15 protein-coding genes are annotated in these 20,114 nt (G+C 69.9%); 11 read left to right on the top strand and 4 right to left on the bottom strand.

Annotation, left to right across the window (positions count from 1 at the left end; genetic code table 11):
- Positions 1 to 369: 369 nt before the first annotated feature.
- From ACFWTE_RS00330 to ACFWTE_RS00315, 4 genes are read right to left on the bottom strand one after another with little or no spacing between them, the layout of a single operon-like run.
- A complete protein-coding gene (locus ACFWTE_RS00330) occupies positions 370 to 1,200 on the bottom strand; it encodes a hypothetical protein (protein ID WP_378776364.1) in 831 nt (276 codons plus the stop codon).
- Positions 1,200 to 2,087, bottom strand: coding sequence for an LLM class flavin-dependent oxidoreductase (locus ACFWTE_RS00325; RefSeq protein ID WP_378776362.1), 888 nt, complete (start codon positions 2,085 to 2,087; stop codon positions 1,200 to 1,202). Before ACFWTE_RS00325 ends, ACFWTE_RS00330 begins: the two co-directional genes overlap by 1 nt.
- The gene (locus ACFWTE_RS00320) at positions 2,084 to 2,956 is read right to left on the bottom strand and encodes a hypothetical protein (RefSeq protein WP_378776360.1); all 873 of its coding nucleotides are present in this window, start codon (positions 2,954 to 2,956) and stop codon (positions 2,084 to 2,086) included. Before ACFWTE_RS00320 ends, ACFWTE_RS00325 begins: the two co-directional genes overlap by 4 nt.
- Positions 2,953 to 3,426: a VOC family protein gene (locus ACFWTE_RS00315; protein ID WP_378776358.1), complete on the bottom strand. Its 474-nt coding sequence runs from the start codon at positions 3,424 to 3,426 to the stop codon at positions 2,953 to 2,955. Before ACFWTE_RS00315 ends, ACFWTE_RS00320 begins: the two co-directional genes overlap by 4 nt.
- Positions 3,427 to 3,880: 454 nt before the next feature.
- On the opposite strand from ACFWTE_RS00315, the gene ACFWTE_RS00310 reads away from it, so the two are divergent.
- The 11 genes from ACFWTE_RS00310 (at position 3,881) to ACFWTE_RS00260 (ending at position 20,060) form a co-directional block, all read left to right on the top strand.
- Complete coding sequence (locus ACFWTE_RS00310) at positions 3,881 to 4,996, top strand: aminotransferase class V-fold PLP-dependent enzyme (RefSeq protein ID WP_378776357.1); 1,116 nt, start codon at positions 3,881 to 3,883, stop codon at positions 4,994 to 4,996.
- A complete protein-coding gene (locus ACFWTE_RS00305) occupies positions 4,993 to 5,805 on the top strand; it encodes a tryptophan 2,3-dioxygenase family protein (RefSeq protein ID WP_378776355.1) in 813 nt (270 codons plus the stop codon). Before ACFWTE_RS00310 ends, ACFWTE_RS00305 begins: the two co-directional genes overlap by 4 nt.
- Complete coding sequence (locus tag ACFWTE_RS00300) at positions 5,802 to 5,954, top strand: hypothetical protein (protein ID WP_378776353.1); 153 nt, start codon at positions 5,802 to 5,804, stop codon at positions 5,952 to 5,954. The genes ACFWTE_RS00305 and ACFWTE_RS00300 overlap by 4 nt, the downstream gene beginning before the upstream one ends.
- Complete coding sequence (locus tag ACFWTE_RS00295; RefSeq protein ID WP_378776351.1) at positions 5,951 to 6,997, top strand: methyltransferase; 1,047 nt, start codon at positions 5,951 to 5,953, stop codon at positions 6,995 to 6,997. The genes ACFWTE_RS00300 and ACFWTE_RS00295 overlap by 4 nt, the downstream gene beginning before the upstream one ends.
- Positions 6,987 to 7,820, top strand: coding sequence for an alpha/beta hydrolase (locus ACFWTE_RS00290; protein WP_378776349.1), 834 nt, complete (start codon positions 6,987 to 6,989; stop codon positions 7,818 to 7,820). The genes ACFWTE_RS00295 and ACFWTE_RS00290 overlap by 11 nt, the downstream gene beginning before the upstream one ends.
- A complete protein-coding gene (locus ACFWTE_RS00285; protein ID WP_378776347.1) occupies positions 7,817 to 9,004 on the top strand; it encodes a glycosyltransferase in 1,188 nt (395 codons plus the stop codon). The genes ACFWTE_RS00290 and ACFWTE_RS00285 overlap by 4 nt, the downstream gene beginning before the upstream one ends.
- Positions 9,001 to 10,029 (top strand): FAD-dependent monooxygenase, encoded by a 1,029-nt coding sequence (locus ACFWTE_RS00280; protein WP_378776345.1) that lies wholly within the window; start codon positions 9,001 to 9,003, stop codon positions 10,027 to 10,029. The genes ACFWTE_RS00285 and ACFWTE_RS00280 overlap by 4 nt, the downstream gene beginning before the upstream one ends.
- Positions 10,030 to 10,126: 97 nt before the next feature.
- Positions 10,127 to 12,430 carry an ATP-binding cassette domain-containing protein gene (locus ACFWTE_RS00275; protein WP_378776343.1) on the top strand — a complete coding sequence of 768 codons (2,304 nt, stop codon included), beginning with the start codon at positions 10,127 to 10,129 and terminating at the stop codon, positions 12,428 to 12,430.
- 43 nt (positions 12,431 to 12,473) lie between these two features.
- Complete coding sequence (locus tag ACFWTE_RS00270) at positions 12,474 to 14,282, top strand: amino acid adenylation domain-containing protein (RefSeq protein ID WP_378776341.1); 1,809 nt, start codon at positions 12,474 to 12,476, stop codon at positions 14,280 to 14,282.
- Positions 14,279 to 18,682, top strand: a complete 4,404-nt coding sequence (locus ACFWTE_RS00265; RefSeq protein ID WP_378776339.1) for an amino acid adenylation domain-containing protein — start codon at positions 14,279 to 14,281, stop codon at positions 18,680 to 18,682. Before ACFWTE_RS00270 ends, ACFWTE_RS00265 begins: the two co-directional genes overlap by 4 nt.
- Positions 18,675 to 20,060 carry an FAD-dependent oxidoreductase gene (locus ACFWTE_RS00260; protein ID WP_378776337.1) on the top strand — a complete coding sequence of 462 codons (1,386 nt, stop codon included), beginning with the start codon at positions 18,675 to 18,677 and terminating at the stop codon, positions 20,058 to 20,060. The genes ACFWTE_RS00265 and ACFWTE_RS00260 overlap by 8 nt, the downstream gene beginning before the upstream one ends.
- Positions 20,061 to 20,114: the final 54 nt, after the last annotated feature.

Here is a 20,114-nt window from a genome sequence, read left to right as displayed (position 1 = left end):
CGACAACGGTGCCTTCCGTTCGAGGAGTGCGAAATATTCGGTGGATATCCTGGTCAGGGGCGTGGTCCGGGCCCCGGGCCGGTGTCGTGCTCGTGGTTTCGGCGTGCTCGGAAAGGTGGAACCTTCTGGGATCGGTAATGTCCACGGTGTATGGTGCAATGGGTCCCTTTCCATTCTTCCCTTTCTGTCCCAAGCATCATGTGAGCGGTGTATTTCAGATGAACGGGAACTGCCCGGGCGTTCAGGCGTAAAAGGAGCCGTGTACTGACCCGGGGGAACGGGCACACGATCCGGCCACCCCGGCCACGGTGCGGTCAGGCTTTCCGGTCAGCGGCCGGGGAAGGCCCGGTGCTCCGCGATGGCAGCCCACTACAGACCTGACGTCGCCCGGCGTTGTCGGTCCATGACCCAGACCTTTCCCGTCACCGTGAGGTTGGCGGTGCCGTCGACGATCGAGCCCACACAGGTGAAGACCGATTCGGTGCCCCGCGCGGTCACCTGGGTCACCGTCACGGGCACGCCGTGCGATGCGGGGTCGAGGCCCAGCGCGGCGACTCCGAGTGCGCTGGCGGCGGGCAGGCAGCCGGCGTCCTCGGGGAAGCCGAACCCGGGGGCGAAGACCCTCGCCGACATGTGCCGGCGCTCGGGGTCCCACCGGAAGAGCGTGAGGTCGGTCAGGCCCGATTCCCGCATCAGCACGGGGTCGGGGGCCGGGAGGCTCCGCGGGTCCTCGCCGACGCGGACGAGGGTGAACTGGCGCCCGACCCCCGCGCCGATCGCCTGACCCGTGTACGGGGAGACGAGGTCGGGGTCGATCGGGACGTCGTGGTGGACCGCGGGCCCGTGGAACGGCACCCGGACGCGGTGCCCGTCGGTCCAGAGCCGCTGGGGGCCGTTGGGGGCGGTCTGTGCGACCTGATCGGAACCGGGCGCCAGATGGCCGCCCGCGACCAGGCAGGCGGCCACCCCGGCCATGGAGTGCGTGCCGAAGGGGCTCTCCCCGCCGGGATGGAAGATCCTGGTCGCGAAAGCGCGTTCCGCGCACGAGACCACCAGGGCGGTCTCGTGCGCGTCGGTGTCGCGTACGTGCGCGGACACCGCCGTCGCGTCCCACGGGTGCGCCGCGTCCGGCACGAGGACGTCCAGCGCGCTCCCCCTGCCGGGGGAGAGGCCGAACATGTCGACTCTGGTGCTGGACATCACGGTCTCCCGCTCAGGTTGCTCTGGGCGAAGTCGAGGATGACCCGTTCGTCGCCCTGGTAGGGATGGTCCGGCCGGGGCCAGTGGACGACGAGGTCGGTGAACCCCAGAGCTTCGAGCTCGCTCGCGGCATCCTCGTAGGCCGTCCGGGAAGCGGTGATCCCGCCCGCGGACGCGTCGGTCACGAACAGTCGGCGCACGTCGGCGGGATCGCGTCCCTCGCGTTCACAGGCTGAGTCGAGACCGCTCATCTGCTTGCGGAGTACCGGCACGATCTCGCGCAGGGGCCGCGACCGGAAGTCGTTCGGCGGCCCGCTGGTGATCCAGTACTGCCCTGACCGGGCGGTGAGCGCCATGCCACGGGGGCCGGCCGCGGCGACGGCGAAGGGCAGGCGTGGGCCCTGCCCCGCCCGCGGGTGGAAGGTCGCCCCGCGCACCGTGTACCAGCGCGAGGCCCGATCCAGGTCTCCTCCGGTGAGCAGTGTGTCGAGCAGGCCGACGAACTCCTCGAACCGCTCGGCCCGCTCGCGCGGGGAGATCTCCGGTTGGCCCAGGAGGCTCGTGTCGAACCCGGGTGCGCCCGACCCCAACCCGCAGATGACGCGGCCCCCGGCGATGTCGTCGAGCGTCGCGAGATCCTTGGCGAAGACGGCGGGGTGCCGGAAGTTCGGCGTTGCCACCAGCGTCCCGAGCCCGATCGTGTCGGTGACCATGGCCGCCGCGGTGAGGGTGGGCACCGAGCCGTACCACGGGCGGTCCGCGAACCAGCGCCACATCAGATGATCGTAGGTCCACGCGTGGTCGTAACCGAGCTCCTCGGCCGCGCGCCACCGCTCCACGGCGACCTTCCACTCGTGCTCGGGCAGCAACACGACGCCGTGCTTCATAGGTGGGCTTCCTCAAGTGAGTTCTCCGCCTCGGCTGAGAGCTGGGCGGCGCGATGCGCGAACAGGAGCACGTTCGCGGCCAGGCGCTCCAGCGCGCCGTCCGACGGCTCCGCGGCGACCGTGTGGTGCTCCCCGTCAACCAGGGGATACAGGCCGTTGCTGTCGAGGTCGGCGGTGATCCCCGCGATCCGCGAGTTCAGCTGGTCGGTGAGGGCGGAGCGGCTGACGGGGCGCCGGACGGTCATGAAGAAGTCGTCGAACAGGTCCTCCTTCTCCTGCGAGACGCCCGCCCTGCCGGAGTGCTTCTGCAGCAGCGACTGCCCGTCCGGAACGAGATGGTCGGCGATGCGGGCGTGCATCGCGTGGTTGAGCTCGATCGCTTCGCGCAGGGCCGCGCACGAGGGGTCTCCCTGCCAGGGGAACCGTGCCCGAAAGAGCGGACGGAGGGGGCGGTAGTCAGGCGCCCAGGCCCCGCTGAAAGCGGGGTGCTGGAGCGCCATGCGCTCGCGGATGTGCGTGTGGTAGAGCTCGCGGGGGACGGTGGCGGAGTAGAGCAGCATCGTGCTGTACCCGTCCACGCACGCCGCCATCGCTACGCGTTCCCGGCGCGTCGGCGCCCGGTGGGAGCTGCGTTCGAGGACGTCACCCACCAGCCGCCAGAGAAGGAACGAGATCTGGTGCCCTGTCACCCATCGGTACCAGAAGAGGTTGAACCCGTCCTTGCACGCGGGGCCGAACAGTTCGTACTTTTCCTGGCCGAGGGCATGGACGACGGAGGGGTCACCATCGTCCTCGCTGTAGCCGTGCCCGGCCGGCGGAAGGCGGAGCGTTCGCGGTAGGAAGGCTGCCTGCTCGTCCGGTGCGGTCATGTCTTCCTCTTCGGAAAGTAGATGAACTCGATCTCGAGCCCGTTGGGGTCGAGGACGTAGAGGCTCTGCATTCCGTCCGGGTCGACCACGATCTCCGACGGGGGCTCGTCCCGGTTCCAGCGGATCCCCGTACTGGACCCACGCACCCGCAGCCAGCGCTCCCGCAGCTCGACGAGGTGTGCCGGCTCGTCCACCTCGATCCCCAGGTGCTGGAACTGGTAGTCGAGGGGAGGCGGTCCGGTCCGCGAGTGGTCGCTCCGGTCGAAGACGTGGAACCGGACTCCCCCCGCCTTCAGCTCCACGAGTTTCCTGATCCCCGGGAGCCGTTCGAGGGTGAGCGGGGAGAAGGTGTCGAGTTTCCATTCGACGGTGGCGTCCAGGAAATCTCCATACCAACGGATCGTTGAGTCGACGTCATCGGTCTGGATGGCTATGTGGTTGAACTTCGGTGCGATTTCGATTCGGTTCATGAAGCCCCCATGGCTGGTGATACTCCTGACTTATGCTCGGTGAGCACGGTGCGGTCGGCAATCAGAAGATATTCAGAGGACCTAAAATTTTCTCGGGACGGGCATAAATCACCAGGTCGCGCCGGTGCGGGGAGAGGATGCCCGGCGGTCGCGAGCCCGGAATGGTCCGCAAAGCACGCCCTGGGCGCCGGTACTGGTCGGTCCGCCGTCGATCTGACGCCCGCGGGCCGGGCACCTGGTCCAGAGCTTCAGAAGATCTCTGACAATGGGCTGATCAATCTTTGATGGTGCGGGATCCTCTTGCTCGGCTACGTTCGTACGGCGGGGCGCAGGAGCCGCCCCCGGTTCGAAGCCTGAAAGGGGGGACATGCGCGAAACGCTCGATGAGGCCAAGCGCCGAGATGCCGAAGATCCGCTTTCCGGATGCGCGGACGAGTTTTCCGTGGGTGGTCTCGTGCACCTGAATGGAAATTCACTGGGTCCTCCGCGCGCAGACCTGCTGGGCGAACTCGAACGGGTGGTGGACCGCCAGTGGGCGCCCCGGCAGGTACAGGGGTGGTTCGCCGATGGCTGGCTCGACCTGCCGCGTACCGTCGGCGACGCGATCGGAACGCTGCTGGGGGCCCGGCCGGGGCAGGTCGTCGTCGCGGGGGAGACCACGTCGACGACGCTGTTCAACGCGGTGGTGGCCGCCTGCCGCCTGCGTGAGGAACGGCCGCTCCTGCTGATCGAGGCCGGCGCGTTCCCCACGGACCTGTACATCGCACAGTCGGTGGCACGCCTTCTCGGCCGACGACTGCTCGTCGAGTCGGCGGCAGGCTTCGACTCGGCCCTTCAGGCCCACGGGTCGCGGATCGCCGCCGCGATCGTCGCCCCGGTGGACTTTCGCACCGGCGAACTCCGCGAGATCGGGCCGACGACCGCTCGCTGCCACGCCGCGGGCGCGGTGACGGTGTGGGACCTCAGCCACGCGGCCGGGGTCCTGCCGACCGACCTCGATGACAACCGGGTCGACCTGGCGGTCGGATGCGGGTACAAGTACCTGGGCGGAGGCCCCGGAGCGCCGGCGTACCTCTACGTCGCGGAGCGGTTGCAGCCCACCGTGGACCTGCCCCTGTCCGGGTGGCACGGCCACGCGGCACCGTTTGCGATGTCCCCCGACTTCGTTCCCGCCGACGGCATCGACCGCGCCCGGACGGGGACCCCGCCACTTCTCAGCCTCGTCGCGCTGCACCATGCCCTGGGCCCGCTGACACGGGCGGGGATCGAGGCACTGAGCCGGCGCAACCGTTCACTGTCGGACTTCTTCCTCACATGCGCCGGGGAGCGCTCCCCCCGCCTCCTCGGGCAGCTCGCCTCTCCCGGGGAGGCCGCCCGCCGCGGCGGTCACCTGGCGTTGAACGTCCCCGACGCGGCGAAGGTCGAGCACGAGCTGGCCGATCGCGGTGTCCTCCTCGACTCCCGCCCGCCCGACCTGATCCGGATCGCCTTCGCCCCGTTGTACGTGAGCCACGTCCAGGTGTGGCACGCGGCGCGGGAACTCGCCCACGTCCTGGAGAGATCACGATGACCGGGGTACCCGAGTACGTCTCGTACGCGCGCATGGACGAGCTGCACGAACTACAGTGCCCGCGCAGCGACGTCCGGGGCGAACTCAGCTTCCTCCTGATCAGCCAGGTCAAGGAACTGCTCTTCCGGGTGGTGACCGACGACCTCGACTCGGCCAGGACCGCGCTCGGCCACGACGACCTCGACGGCGCCTGCCTGGCCCTGGCCCGGGCGGTCCGCAGCCAGGGCGTCCTCGTGGCCTGCTGGGAGTCCATGAACGGAATGTCCGCCGACGAGTTCGTCGCGTTCCGGCATGTCCTCGACGACGCGTCGGGCGTGCAGTCCTTCGCCTACCGCACCCTGGAGTTCGTCCTGGGGAACCGGCCCGGACGGCACGCCCGGGCCGCCCTGCGCGAGGGGCCCGAGCAGGTGCGGGCGGAGCTCGCGAAGCCGTCGCTGTACGACGCCGCGCTGCACTACCTGGACCGGCGGGGCTTCGCGGTACCGGTGTCCTGCTTGCGGCGTCCGCCGAACCGACAGCACGAACCGAGCACCGGTGTCGAGGACGTGTGGCTGGAGATCTACGCAGACCCGCGGCGCCACCGCGGCCCCCACCGGCTCGCGGAGTGCCTGCTGGAGGTCGCCTACCAGTTCTCGCGATGGCGTGCCACGCACCTGCTCGTGGTCGAGCGGATGCTCGGCGGCAAGGGCGGGACGGGCGGAACGGACGGCGCTTCCTGGTTGCGGGAGATCAACGAACACCGGTTCTTCCCGGAGCTGTGGACGTTCCGGACCCGTCTGGAGAACCCCGAGCGCGGGAGGACGCCATGAACGGACCCGGCGGGGACAGGGCGCCGGAGCACCAGTGCCGCGTGATCCGGCGCGGTCACGGACTCCACACCATGACCCATGACGCGCTCACCGCCGGACGCGTCGTCGGTGAGGAAGAGATTGTCGAACTGATCGGAGCTAAGACATGACGGGCAAAGCAGACCTTGAGTCCCTTGTTCCGCTGATTTTCGGGTTCTCCGCGTTCCAGCAGTTGCGGGCGGCCTCCGAACTCCAGTTGTTCGAGTACCTCACCCAGAACGGCCCGTCGACCTGCGAGCAGGTCGCCGAGGGGTTGCGCCTGCCCGCGAAGTCGGCGCGCAAGCTGCTGTTCGGCACGACCTCGCTCGGGCTCACCGACCGTGAGGACGGCACGTATGTGCCGAGCGCTCCACTGCGCGACGCGATCGAGGACGGCACGTGGCCGCTGATCCGCAACATCCTCGATTTCCAGCAGAGGCTCTCCTACCTTCCGGCGACGGAGTACGCGCAGTCACTGCGCACCGGGGAGAACGAAGGGCTCAAGCACCTGCCCGGCAGGGGGAACGACCTGTACACCCGGCTGGAGCAGTCGCCCGAGCTCGAAAACCTCTTCTTCCGGGGTATGCACTCATGGTCCGAGCTGTCCAATCCGGTGCTGCTGAGCCAGGTCGACTTCCGCGACACGGCCACCGTGCTCGACGTCGGCGGCGGTGACGCGGTCAACGCCATCGCGCTGGCCCGCTCCCACCCCCACCTGAAGGTGACGGTCTTCGACCTTGAGGGCGCCACCGAAGTGGCCAGGGACAATATCCGCGCCGCGGGGCTCTCCGACCGCATCGACGTCGTTGTCGGCGACATGTTCTCCGACCCCTGGCCGAGCGGGGCCGATCTCATCCTGTTCGCGCACCAGTTCGTCATCTGGTCACCGGAGCAGAACCAGGAGCTGCTCAAGAAGGCGTACGACGCGCTGCGGCCAGGCGGGAGGGTCGCGGTCTTCAACGCGTTCGCCGACGATGACGGGTGCGGACCACTCTACGCGGCCCTGGACAACGTCTACTTCGCGACGCTGCCCGCCGACGAGGCGACCATCTACCAGTGGTGTGAGCACGAGGCCTGGTTGAAGGAGACGGGGTTCGTCGATATCGCGCGCATCCGCGGCCACGGTTGGACGCCGCACGGCGTCATCGAGGGAAGCAAACCCGATGCCGTCTGACCGCCTCGACCTCGAGTACTCCCCGAGCTCCGTCGCGCGCGAACCGCGGCGGTCGCTACGGCTGTACCGGGAACGCGGGGACGCCGCCCGGAGCCGGCTCCGGGCCGAGGAGTCCGTGCCGTACGGGGACGAGTCCGGCGAGAGGTGCCACGTGTTCCCGGCCGACGGTCCCGGCTGCCCCGCCCTCGTCTTCGTGCACGGCGGGCACTGGCAGGAATCGGGCATCGACGATGCGTGCTTCGCCGCCGAGAACGCTGTGTCCCACGGCTTGGCCTACGTCGCCGTCGGCTACGGCCTGGCGCCGGAGCGTACGTTGCCGGACATGGTCGCCTCGGTGAAGCGGGCCCTGGCCTGGATCGCCGGCAGCGGACCCTCCTACGGCATCGATCCCGACCGGGTGTACGTCGCGGGCAGCAGCGCGGGCGCCCACCTGCTCGCGTGCGCGCTGGCCGATGCCGCGACGCCCCGTGTGCGGGGTGCCCTGTTGCTGAGCGGCCTGTACGACCTGGCCGAGATCCCGGACACCTACGTCAACGACGCCCTCGGCCTGACCCGAGCGACCGCGAAGGACTGCAGCCCGCTGCGGATGCCGGCCCCGCGGTGCGACGCGGTCCTCCTCGCCGCGGGCCGGTACGAGACCCGCACGTATCTGCGCCAGCAGCGTGCGTACGAGGCCCACCTCGCCTCCTCCGCCCTCCCGGTCGTCTCCCACGTCGTCCCCGACCGGGACCATTTCGACCTGCCGTTGGACCTGGCCGACCCCACGACCGGTTTCGGTCGACTCAGCCTGGATCATTTGGGAAGGGTGACCTCCACGTCATGAAGTACCTGTTCACATCGATGCCGGTCGTGTCCCATGTCCTGCCGTTGGTACCGCTGGCCCAACAGCTCACCCTGGACGGCCACGATGTCCTGGTGGCCACCACCGGCCCGGCGGCCGAGGCCGCGCGCCGCGCCGGGCTCACCACCGTCGATGCGGGCGGGCGGCTCGGCGCCCGAGAGCCCTATGACCGGTTGCTCGAAGTCATCGTGCGCGGAGAGTCCGGACACGCGGCGGACGACGCTGAGGCCCTGCGGGTGCACGGCGCCTACTTCGGCGACGTGGGGCTACGCATGTTCGACGACCTGCTCCGGATCGGTCGGGAGTGGGGCGCGGAGGCCGTCGTGTACCCGGGCATCCACGCCTGCGGTCTGGTCGCGGCCCACGCGCTCGGGGCCGTGGGGGTGCTGCACGGGTACGGGATCCCGCTCCCCACGTTCGCCCCGGCCCTGGAACACATGCTCGCGAACCGGGACGACCTGCCCGACCGCGTCCCGGAGGCGGAGGTCGAGGTGGACGTGCTGCCGCCGTCGCTGCCGAACTTCGCCGAGCTGCCCTGGACCAACGGGACTCCGCGCCACCGGCTGGGCATGAGGTACGGGTCCTTCAACGGCTCCGGAGACGTGCCCCCGTGGCTGCTCGGCGGGCGTGACGCGCCACGAATGATCCTGACCTGTGGGACCACCGAAGCCCAGGCCCAGCGGGGAGACACCTACCGTCGCATCATCGAGGCACTGGAGGGGACGGGGTGCGAAGCGGTGATCCTCTCCGGCGGAGCGGCCATGGACCGCCTTCCGGACCCGCTGCCCCCGTGGGTGCGGATCGAGCGGTGGCTGCCGCTGAAGTTCGCCCTCGACCAGGCGGACGCGATCGTCCACCACGGCGGCTCCGGAACCGTGCTGACGTCGTTCGCCGCGGGCCTGCCGCAGGTGGTGATGCCCATGCCCGGGACGGTCAGTATGAGCAACGGCCAGGCGGTGGAGGCGTGCGGTGCGGGCACGATGCTCGACCCGAACGGGCTGGACACCGCCGAACTCGCCAAGGCCGCCACCGACGTGCTCGCCTCCTCCGCCAAGCGCAAGGCCGCGGTCGCGATCCAGCGTGAGATGGAGGACATGCCATCGGTGCGCACCGTGGCCACACGGCTCTCGTCCATCGTCGGGGAGCGGTCCGGGGTGAGGTCGTGAGGGTCGCGGTCATCGGCGGAGGGCCGGCGGGGCTCCTCACCGCTTTGCTGTTCAAGAAGCGCGGGGCGGCGGACCACGTCGTCGTGTGGGAACGGAACCGGGGAGGGACCGCCGGCTTCGGCGTGATCCTCCCCCCGGAATCGCTCGACCTCCTCCGCGGCGCCGTGCCACACCTGGCGGACACCGTGGCCCGGCACATGGTCGGCTGGGAGAAGACGAGTGTCAGCAGAAACGGCGAGCCGTGGACGACGTCGGCCGCCCCGCCGATGGCGGCGATCGCGCGTTCCACACTGAACAGGCTGCTGTGGGAGGCGTGCCGCGCGCAGGGCGTGGTCCTCCGAGAGCGCGAAGCGCCCAAACTCTCCGCCCTTTCGAGTTCGTACGACCTCGTGGTCTGCGCCGACGGCGCGGGCTCGCTGGCGGACCGGGCCGGTTTCACCACCACCGTCGAGGAGGTCGGCCCGCCCTATGCCTGGCTCGGTCTCGACCAGGCCCTGGAGACACTGACCTTCCTGGCCGAATCAACGGCCGACGGTTGTTACGTGGCGCACGCCTATCCGTTCAGCGACTCTGCCAGCACTTTTCTGGTGGAAGGGCGGAGAGCGCTCGACCCGGACGATCTCACACTTCTTTTCGGCCTTTCCGTTCGTCCTGATCCTGCGCGAAAGGACTTGATTTGGCGGAAGTTCCGAGAACGGACGGTACGGCCGTGGTTCCGCAGTAACATCGTGTTGGTCGGCGACTCCGCGCATACGGCGCATTACTCGATCGGCAGCGGTACGCACCTGGCTTTCGAAGACGCCTTGGTACTGGTGGAAACCCTGGCCGCCGCCGACGACCTCCCTCGGGCGCTTTCCGCGTACGAGGAGGCCCGTCGACCGGTCGTCGAACGGTTCCAGAACCTGGGCAGAATCAGCGCCGACTGGTTTTCCCAGGTGGAAGACGTGTTCGACCTTCCGCTGAGCCGGTTCGCGGCCAGCCTCCTGACCAGAGGGGGGCGCTTCGGACGTGGTGCCGGAACGTGATCCCCGCCGCGACCGCCGTACCCGGAGCCCTGGAGGGTGCCGGAGTCACCGATCTCGTGAACGACCAGCAATAATCCATGAAAGTAGGTAGAACACGGTGAACAGTACGAGGCCGGCACTCGTCATCCACGGGGCCCGTGCGAACAACCTGAACGGTGTCACCGTGCGAGTCCCCTCACCGGCGCTGACCGTGGTCACCGGAGTATCCGGATCGGGAAAGTCGTCGCTGATATTCGAGACGATCGCCAAAGAATCACAGCGGCAGCTCAACGAGGTCTTCCCGCTTTTCATTCGGAACCGGTTGCCGAAGTTCGAGCGCCCCGACTTCGAATACATCGAGAACCTCGCCCCGGCCATCGTCGTCGACCAGCGTGCTCTGGGCCGCAACGCGCGCTCCACGGTCGGCACCCTCACCGAGGTCCAGCCGATGCTGCGCGTCCTGTTCTCCCGGCACGGAAGTCCGAGCGCGGGCGAGTCGACCGCCTACTCGTTCAACGCGCCGGAGGGGATGTGCCCGGAGTGCGAGGGGCTGGGCCAGGTGCTGAGCCTGGACGTCGACCGGTTGCTGGACCGGTCCAAGTCGCTGAACGGGGGAGCGATCCAGCACCCCAACTTCGCTGTCGGCACGAACTACTGGAAGCGCTACGCGACAGCCCACTTCCACGTCGACCAGCCCGGTTCCCGCCTCGGTGAGCCGCTGTTCGACGCCGACCTCCCGCTGCAGGACTACTCCGAGGAGAAACTGGGGCTCCTGTTGCACGGCGGCGGTTTCCAGACCACCCGGCCCGACGAATTCGGCAACGTCTCGGTGAACGATTACGAAGGCTTGGTGGAGCGGTTCACGCGGCGGTACATCAAGCCCGGCCTGGACTCGCTCAAAGCCAAGGAGCGCAAGCACGTCGAGAAGGTCGTCGACATGGCGGCCTGCACCGCCTGCGGCGGCACTCGGCTCTCCCGGGCGGTCCTCGACTCGCGCATCGACGGGCGCAACATCGCCGACCTGTCGGCTATGCAGGTGACCGAGCTGTTGGACACGCTCGTCGCGATGGAGGCCACGATCGGCGACGCCTCACTCCTGGCGCAACCGATCGCCGCGTTGCGGCGCATGGAAACGGTCGGGCTCGGCTACCTCTCCCTCGACCGTTCCTCCCTCACCCTCAGCGGTGGTGAGGGGCAGCGCCTCAAGACCGTGCGCCACCTCGGATCGAGCCTGACCGGCATGATCTACGTGTTCGACGAGCCCAGCACCGGCCTGCACCCGCGTGATGTCGAACGGCTGATCGCGCTGCTGTACCAGTTGCGGGACAAGGGCAACATCGTCCTCGTCGTCGAGCACAACCGTGCGGTCATCGAGGCCGCCGACCACGTGATCGACATCGGTCCCGGGGCGGGCAAGCACGGCGGATCGATCGTGTTCGAGGGCACACCGGCCGAACTCGCCGCGAGCGGCACCGCCACCGGCAGGGGGCTGTGTGAACCGCTCCCGGCGTCCAGGTCGCGCAGTTTCGACGCCTGCCTTCCGGTCCGGTCGGCCAACCTGCACAACCTGCGCGACGTCGACGTCGACTTCCCCCTCGGCGTCCTCACGGCCGTGACCGGGGTCGCCGGTTCGGGGAAGAGCTCGCTGACCACGCAGGTGCTGCCCAAACAGAACCCCGGTGTCGTCGTCATCGACCAGAGCGCGGTCGGCATCAATCCCCGGTCGACCCCCGCGACCTACGCCAAGATCTGGGACCACATCCGCCACGAGTTCGCGCGGGTGCACGGGGTCAAACCCGGACTGTTCAGCTTCAACGCCGAGGGTGCCTGCCCGACCTGCAAGGGGCGCGGGAGCGTGACCAGCGACATGGCCTATCTCGACCCCGTCACGGTCACGTGCGAGACGTGCGGGGGCGGTCGCTACCACCCTGACGTGCTGCAGTACCGGTTGTACGGCCGCACGGTCACCGAGCTGCTGGAGACGACGGTGGAGGAGGCCGTCGAGCAGATCGGCGGGACGGTCAAGGGGCGGCTGAAAGCCTTCGTGGACGTGGGACTGGGCTACCTCACCCTCGGCCGGTCGCTGTCCGAACTCTCCGGCGGTGAGCGGCAGCGCGTGAAGCTCGCGAGCCGGCTCACCGACAACGGGCGGATCTTCGTTTTCGACGAACCGACCTCCGGGCTGCACATGGCCGACGTGCGCAACCTGGTCGCCCTGTTCCACCGGATCATCGACGCGGGCAACACGGTGATCGTCATCGAACACGACCTCGATGTCGTGCGGCTCTCCGACTGGGTGATCGACCTCGGGCCGGGGGCGGGACACGACGGCGGCCGGGTCGTCTTCACCGGTCGGCCGGAGGACCTGGCCGCCGACCAGGACAGTCTGACCGGACGGTATCTGGCCAAGGAGCTGAACTGACCGGATGAGCGATGCCGAGCAGAGCTGTGATGGAGGAGTGGGAATGCTGTCGACGACCGCACACGGACGACCGGAGGCCGTCACCTCGGAGACGATCACCGGCGCGTTCGTGAGGACGGCACGGGATCACGCACACCGTGAAGCGCTCACGGACGGCGCGAGGACCCTGACGTACGGGGAACTGGACGCGGGCACCGACCGGATCGCCCGGGCCCTCGCCGTACGCGGGCTGGGGCCGGGGCAGCGCGTGGGCGTGCACCTCGACCGAAGCCTCGCCACCTACCAGCTCTTCCTCGGCATCCTCAAGGCCGGGCTCGTCGTGGTCCCGTTCAACCCCGCCCACCCGCCCGACTACAAGGCGCGGATGTACGAGGCCGCCGAGCCCGCCCTCGTGGTGGTCGGTTCCGGCCGGGCCGGGGGGCCCTGGGAGGAGGCCCTGCCGGTCTCCGACCTGCTGGCCGAGGCGGACGCGCTCCCGGCCGGGGCGCCTCCGGCCGGGCCGACCGCGCAGGCCCCGGCCTTCGTCCTGTTCACCTCCGGATCGACCGGGGTGCCCAAGGGCGTGGTGATCGCGCACCGGGGGATCGCCAGGGTCTCCCGACACCTGACCGATTACACCCCCGGGCCGGGCGACCGGTTCCTGCAACTCGCTCAGCCGAGCTTCGCGGCGTCGACCACCGATATCTGGACGTGCCTCCTGCGCGGCGGAAGGCTCATGGTCGCCCCGCAGGAGGTCCCCGCCCTGCGGGAGCTCGCAGAGCTGATCATCCGTGACCGGACCACGGTGCTGAACCTGCCCGTCGGACTCTTCAACCTCCTGGTCGAGCACCATCCGGAGACGATCGCCCAGGCCAGGTGGGTGATCGTCAGCGGGGACTTCCCGTCCTCCGCGCACATGGAACGAGCCCTCGGCGTCATGGAGGGCGCCTTGTTCAACGCCTTCGGCTGTACGGAGAACTCCGCGCTCACGGCGGTCCACAGGGTCACTGCCGCGGACCTGGCCACGGGGGAGATCCCCGTCGGCCGTCCGATGCCCACCGTGGAGCTGTCCGTCCGCGACGAGCACTTCGAGGAGTGTCCGCCCGGCCGGATCGGTGAGTACTGCATAGCCGGAGAGGGCCTCGCCCTGGGCTACCTCAACGACCAGGAGCTCACCGAGGAGAAGTTCGTCCAGCACGGCGGCCGACGGCTGCTGCGCACCGGGGACCTGGCCAAGTGGACCGAGGAAGGCGAGATCGTGCTCGGCGGGCGCGGCGACCAGATGCTGAAGATCCGGGGGTACCGGGTGGAGCCCCGCCACGTCGAGCTGACCGCAGAGGCGTTCCCGGGCGTGGCCCGGGCGGTCGTCCAGGCCTCCGCCGACGAGGGGGCCGCGGAACGGCTCGTGCTGTGGTGCACGGCCGACCCCGGAGCCGAAGGCGGGAGCGAGCTCAGTGGGCACACCCTCATGGCCCACCTGCGCGAGAGGCTGCCCGACTACATGGTTCCCTCGACCGTGACGGTCCTCGACTCGTTCCCCCTGAACGCCAACGGCAAGATCGACCGGGGTGAGCTGCGCACGCGGCTCGCCCCCGGGCGGGGGGCCGAGCGGAGCACGCAACGGACTCCGAGCGACGAACTCGCCGAGGCCGTCCGGTCGACGCTGGCCGCCGTGATGGACCATCCGCAGCTCGGCACCGACGAAGCGCTCATCGAGGCCGGGGTCACGTCGCTGCACCTGATCGACCTCGGGTCCCGGCTTGAGGACGTGGTCGGTATCGCCCTGTCCCCCAGCGATCTCCTCGACGCGGGCACGGTGGCCGGTATCGCGGCTCTGATCCGGTCCCAGCGCGGTGGAGGTGGTTCCAGATGACGAGTGTCGAAAGACAGGCCTTCCCGCCCTCACCGGTACAGGCCGGATTGTGGTTCGCGAGTACCTACGGCACCGGCGATCCCACGGCGTACAACCAGCCCCTGGTCCTGAGGCTCCCCGTCCAGCTGGACGACGACCACTTCGCGGCCGCCGTGCGCACGGTCCACCGTGAGCAGGTCTCCCTGCGTACGACGTTCGAGATGGGTCCGGAGGGTGACCTGCGCCAGATCGTGCACGACCGCCTGGACCCGATCGTCGAGCTGCGGGACTCGGGCGCGCAAGACCCGCGAACGTGGATCGGCGCACAGGTGGACGAGGTCGCCCGCACCGTCTTCGACCTGGGGGCGGGTCCGCTCGCGCGCGTCCGCCACCTGCGCCTCCTCGCCCAGGGCACGAGCCTTCTCGTGTTCAACATCCACCACACCGTCTTCGACGGGATGTCGTGGAAGCCCTACCTGCGCCGGGTCGAGGCGGCCTACGCGGCCCTGGCACGCGGCGACACGCCTGAGCGGCCGGTACGGCGGCAGTCGTTCGAGGCCTACGCCCGGTGGCGTGAGCGGGTGGCGGACGCCGCGGAGCCGGGGGCGGACTCGAAGACACTGGGCTACTGGCGTGAGAAGCTCGCCGACGCGCCCGTGGTCGTACCCGTCACGCTGACGGGTGGGCGGGCGCCCCGCAGCGCCTCCGCCCAGACGGTCCTCGACCCGGAGCTGATCACGCGGATGCAGGGGTTCTGCGCCGCGCAGGGGATCACCACCAGCATGTTCTTCATCGCCGTGTACTTCGTGCTGTTGCACCGGCAGACCCGTCAGGACGACGTCCTGCTGGGCATGCCGCTCTCCGTGCGCGAGGGGAGGGAGGACGCCGAGGTCGTCGGGCACTTGACCAACACCGTCGTGCTGCGCCACCGCCTGGCGGCCCAGGACACCGCCCACGACGTGCTCCAGGCCGTCAGGCGCGAGGTGCTCGACGTGCTCCGGCACCGGCACGCCCCGCTTGAGAGCGTGGTCGCCGACCTCCGGGAGAGCGGCAACCACCGCGACGGCACCGGCGAGCTGTTCAACGCGATGATCACCGTGATGCCGGCCGGCGCACGCGGCCTCGACCTCCTGGAGTGGGGGGTGACGACCTGGGAGTACACCTCGGGCGGGGCCAAGTACGATCTGGCGCTCATCGTCGATGAGGCACCGGACCGCAAGACGCTGATCGTCGAGCACACCTCGACCACCGATGACGGCGCCGTGTTCGCGGACCACCTCGTCCAGCGGCTCCGGCAGCTCGTCGAGGGCGTGCTCGCCGAACCGGACACGCCGGTCCGCGAGCTGCCGTGGATGGGCGCGCAGGAGGAAGCCGCGGTCATCGCGTCCTGCTCGCGGCAGGAGGACGCTCCCGAACTCGGCACCGAACTGACCGACGACCTTTTCGCCGCAGCAGCCGGGGCCGCCCCCGACCAGCCCGCTCTGGTCACCGACGGCGCCGTGTCCACGTACGCCGAACTCGACGGGCGGGTCCGGTCCGTGGCGGTGGGCCTGGCCGCGCGGGGGGTGCGTTCGGGCGCACCGGTCGCCGTCCTGCTGCACCCGGGGCCCGACCTCGTCGCCACGGTTCTCGGGATCCTGCGCGCCGGGGGGAGCTATGTCGCCCTCGACCCCGGGAACCCGGTGGAACGGCTGGGCTTCGCCGTCGTCGACAGCGGTGCCACGATCCTCGTCCGAGACCCCGCCATCGACCTGTCCGGTGCGGACCTGCCCGCGGGGCTGGAGGTCCTCGCCTCCGCCGACCTGGACGGCGGTCCCGCCGACCTCGTCGAACCCGGGCGCAAGAGGCCCGACGACACCGCCTACGTCGTCTACACCTCGGGCTCCACCGGCCGGCCCAAGGGCGTGGTGATCACCGAGGCCACGCTGGCCAACCTCGCGCACTGCCAGGAGCGGATGTCCTCCGGACAGCGGATGCGCACGCTCCAGTACATGTCTCCCGCCTTCGACGTCTTCGCGCTGGAGCTCGTCGGCTCCCTGTGCACGGGAGGCACACTGGTCATTCCGCCCGCACACGCCAGAACCGATTTCGAGGCCCTCGCCGAACAGCTCGCCGAACAGCGCATCGAGCGGGCGTTCTTCCCGTACGTCGCGCTCCGCGAACTCGCCGCGGTCCTGCGGACTTCCGCCGTGCCACTGCCGCATCTGCGCGAGGTGTACGTCACCGGTGAACGGCTGGTCGTCACCGATGACCTGCGGGCCATGTTCCGAGCGCTGCCGAACGCACGGCTGATCAACGCCTACGGCCCCTCCGAAGCGCACTGGTGCACGGCGGAGACCCTGGCCGCCGACCCCGACACGTGGCCCACGATGCCGCCGATCGGTGGGCTCGTCCCCGGAGTCGACGCGCGCGTCCTCATCGACGACGACCGTCTGGCCCCCTTCGGGGTGGAGGGAGAACTCTGCATCGCGGGGGCGGTGGTCTCTCCGGGCTATCTGAACCTGCCCGAGAAGACCGACAGCGCGATGCGGCCCGACCCCTTCGGACCGCCCGGGCAACGGATGTACCGGACCGGGGACGTGGTCGTGCTGGCGCCGGACGGACGCCTGCACTACCGCGGCCGGCTCGACGACCAGATCAAGATCCGGGGCTACCGCGTCGAGCCGGGCGAGGTGGAGTCCGCGCTCGAACGCGCACTGGACGTGGAGATGGCCGCGGTGGTCGCCCGGGTCTCGAAGGGCGAACGGCGGCTGCACGCGTTCGTGCAATCAGGCGCCGAACCGCCGCCCTCATGGCGGGCGCAGCTCGCGGACGTACTTCCCGGCTACATGGTCCCGGCGACGCTCACCCGCATCGACAGCATTCCCCTGACCCCGACCGGGAAGATGGACCGCCGTGCCTTGGAGGAATGGCACGGCGGGCACGCCGAGGACGGCGCCACCGGCGCCGACCGACCGCACCCGCCCCTGGCCGAGGCGGTCGGCCAGGACACGCCCGGGGCCCGGTACGTGCTCGCCATGGCCGAAGTGTGGACGGAGCTGCTCGGGTCCTCCCCGCAGACCCCGGACGACGACTTCTTCCTCCTCGGCGGCCACTCGATGCTCGCGGCCCGCCTGCACCGGCTCGTCCGGCAGCGCTTCGGCACGGACATCGCCCTGTCGGCCCTGCTCAAGACCCCCACCCTGCGGGGGATGGCCGGGTGCCTGGTGGGCGGCGACGGCACCGAGGACCGGACGACGGCGCAGGTGCTGCGCGACGACGCGCGTCTGCGGGACTTCTCCGTCTCGCCCAGGCGGGAGCCGGGCGACGGAACGGTCCTGCTGACCGGTGCGACCGGCTTCCTCGGCAGCCATCTGCTCGACGAGCTCCGGCGGGCCGGGCGACGGGTCCGTTGCCTCGTCCGCGCGGACACCGAGCACCAGGCCCGACAGCGCCTCGTGGGAGCTTTCGAGAAGTTTGCCCTGGACCCCTCCGTGCTCGACCAGGTCGAGGTCAGCCTGGGCGAACTGTCACAGCCAAAACTCGGGCTGGGGGAGGAGTACGAGCGACTGGCGCGGTCCGTGGACGAGGTCTACCACGCCGCCGCGCACATCAACTTCGTCGTTCCCTACCACACGGTCAGGCGGGCGAACGTCGACGGTCTGCGGGTGCTGCTCGACTTCTGCGCCGCCAACCGCACACCGTTGCGGCTGGTTTCGACGATGGGGGTCTTCCCCCCCGATTCGACCTCCGGCCGGGTGGCCGAGGACGCGGTGCCGGGGGACCCCGCATCGCTGGGCATCGGATACTCACAGAGCAAGTGGGTGGCCGAACACCTCGCCCTGCAGGCCAGGGAGGCCGGACTGCCGGTCACGCTGCACCGTGTCGGCCGGATCGGCGGCCATGACGGCACTGGGGCCTGCAGGCACGACGACTTCTTCTGGCTCCAGATGAAGAGTTTCGCGCTCCTCGGCCGCCACCCGGAGGACATAGTGGACGCGCCGCCCGTCGACCTGCTGCCCGTGGACTACGTGGCCCGGGCGATCGTGTCCCTTTCGACCGCCGGGCCGGACGACGAGAACTGGCACCTGTTCCACGACCGGGGGCTGTCGTGGCCCACGATCATCGAGGCCATCCGCGCGCAGGGGTACGGGATCGAACCGGCCACCCGTGCGCACTGGATGGCTGCTCTGGAGAAGCGGGCCGAATCCGATGCCCGGGGGGAAGGGCTCGGCCCGCTGGTGCCGTTCATGCGCGAGGGCGTGATGCGACTCGGCGACCACGCCTTCGACAACGAGAGGACACGCCGGTCCCTGGCCGGACTGGGGTGCCCGCTACCCCCCGAGGACACGGGATGGATCAACCGGATGTTCGAGTACTTCCGCTCCCACGGGGCGGTCCCTTTGCCGGAGAAGGAGCGACGGAAGGAGAGCCATGCCTGAAGAACGCACGTACTCGGTGGTGATTGTCGGTGCGGGGCCGGTCGGGTGCGCCCTGGCCACCCTGCTCCGGGGCCAGGGGATCGAGGTCGACCTCATCGAGCGGACCTCCGCGTCCGGCCCGGTCGGCTCCGGCCACTCCTTCAACCTCACGCTCACCTCGCGCGGACTCTCCACCCTTCCCCACGAGGTCAAGCGCCGCCTCTACCATCGGGGCGTGGTGCTGACCAAACGGATCATCCACCACCGGGACGGTGCGATCTCCACGCAGCCGTACGGGACGGCGGACACCCACCATCTGCTGTCCATCCCCCGGCAGGTCCTCCAGGACCTGCTGCGTGACCAGGCGGTCCGCGCCGGGGCGCGGATCCACTACGAGAGCGAGTGCGTCGGTGTGGAGGCGGGCCGGGCCGCGGTGACGGTCCGCGCCGGGGACGGCCGCAGGACGCGGTACGAGGGGGACCTCCTCATCGGCTGCGACGGCGCCAACAGCGCGGTCCGCGACGCCATCGCCGCCTCCGCCCCGACGCACATGCGGGTCACCCGCCGGTCCATCGCGCACGGGCACGCGGAGATCACGATGGACTACGCGGACGCGGACCCGAGCGGCCTGCACCTGTGGCCGCGCGGCGACCACTTCCTCCAGGCACAGCCCAACCGCGGGCAGACGTTCACGACGAGCCTGTTCAAGCCGATGGCCGGGAGCGACCGGCGGTCCCACTTCGCCGGACTCGACTCGGCCGAGGCGGTCCGCGACTACTGCTCGACCGAGTTCCCGGACGTGTTCGACCGGATGACCCGGGTCGGGAGCGGCCTCATGGCGCGGCTGCCGACGCGGCTCCGCACGGTCGACTGCGGGCCCTACCACTACGGCCGCACGGTGCTCGTGGGCGATGCCGCCCACACGGTGGTCCCGTTCTACGGCCAGGGGGTCAACTGCAGTTTCGAGGACGCGGCGACCCTGGCCGCCCTCCTGGAGAAGTTCCGCTTCGCCAACGAGAGCGAGGTCGGCGCGATCACGGAACTCGTCGCCAGGGAGTACAGCGACGCGCGGGTCGAGGCCGGGCACGCGCTCGCCGAGCTGTCCCTGGACAACCTGGCGGAACTGTCCGCCCATGTCGACGACTCGGCCTTTCTGGCCCGCAGATCGTTGGAGAGGCGGCTCCACCAGGAGTACCCGAAGCTGTACACGCCGCTCTACCAGTTGGTGGCGTTCACCTCCGTTCCCTACAACGAGGCCCGACACATGTACCGCGAAACGAACGCGGTGCTGGACAAGCTGTGTGCGGGGCGGGACCTCCACCAGGAAAGGGAGCAGATCATCAGTGAGTTCGCCAGAGCGAGTGAGGGCGGGCTCAGCCTGTCCGGCACCGCGGCCTGAGGGGCGGGTGCCGGCCGGGCGTACCGGGGTCCGGTTCCGCCGGGGGCTCCGGTG

It is taken from the genome of Nocardiopsis sp. NPDC058631, assembly GCF_042716955.1.
In the GTDB taxonomy this organism is placed as follows: Bacteria; Actinomycetota; Actinomycetes; order Streptosporangiales; family Streptosporangiaceae; genus Nocardiopsis.
Note: the sequence above shows the minus strand (reverse complement) of the source record. Positions and strands in the feature narration are given on the sequence as shown.

Excerpts from the sequence above, each read along its gene's own strand:
- ACFWTE_RS00300 (WP_378776353.1), top strand. The coding sequence starts at position 5,802 with ATGAACGGACCCGGCGGGGACAGGGCGCCGGAGCACCAGTGCCGCGTG.
- ACFWTE_RS00325 (WP_378776362.1), bottom strand. The coding sequence starts at position 2,087 with ATGAAGCACGGCGTCGTGTTGCTGCCCGAGCACGAGTGGAAGGTCGCC.
- ACFWTE_RS00290 (WP_378776349.1), top strand. The coding sequence starts at position 6,987 with ATGCCGTCTGACCGCCTCGACCTCGAGTACTCCCCGAGCTCCGTCGCG.
- ACFWTE_RS00315 (WP_378776358.1), bottom strand. The coding sequence starts at position 3,426 with ATGAACCGAATCGAAATCGCACCGAAGTTCAACCACATAGCCATCCAG.
- ACFWTE_RS00260 (WP_378776337.1), top strand. The coding sequence starts at position 18,675 with ATGCCTGAAGAACGCACGTACTCGGTGGTGATTGTCGGTGCGGGGCCG.
- ACFWTE_RS00295 (WP_378776351.1), top strand. The coding sequence starts at position 5,951 with ATGACGGGCAAAGCAGACCTTGAGTCCCTTGTTCCGCTGATTTTCGGG.
- ACFWTE_RS00305 (WP_378776355.1), top strand. The coding sequence starts at position 4,993 with ATGACCGGGGTACCCGAGTACGTCTCGTACGCGCGCATGGACGAGCTG.
- ACFWTE_RS00285 (WP_378776347.1), top strand. The coding sequence starts at position 7,817 with ATGAAGTACCTGTTCACATCGATGCCGGTCGTGTCCCATGTCCTGCCG.
- ACFWTE_RS00330 (WP_378776364.1), bottom strand. The coding sequence starts at position 1,200 with ATGTCCAGCACCAGAGTCGACATGTTCGGCCTCTCCCCCGGCAGGGGG.
- ACFWTE_RS00270 (WP_378776341.1), top strand. The coding sequence starts at position 12,474 with ATGCTGTCGACGACCGCACACGGACGACCGGAGGCCGTCACCTCGGAG.
- ACFWTE_RS00265 (WP_378776339.1), top strand. The coding sequence starts at position 14,279 with ATGACGAGTGTCGAAAGACAGGCCTTCCCGCCCTCACCGGTACAGGCC.
- ACFWTE_RS00320 (WP_378776360.1), bottom strand. The coding sequence starts at position 2,956 with ATGACCGCACCGGACGAGCAGGCAGCCTTCCTACCGCGAACGCTCCGC.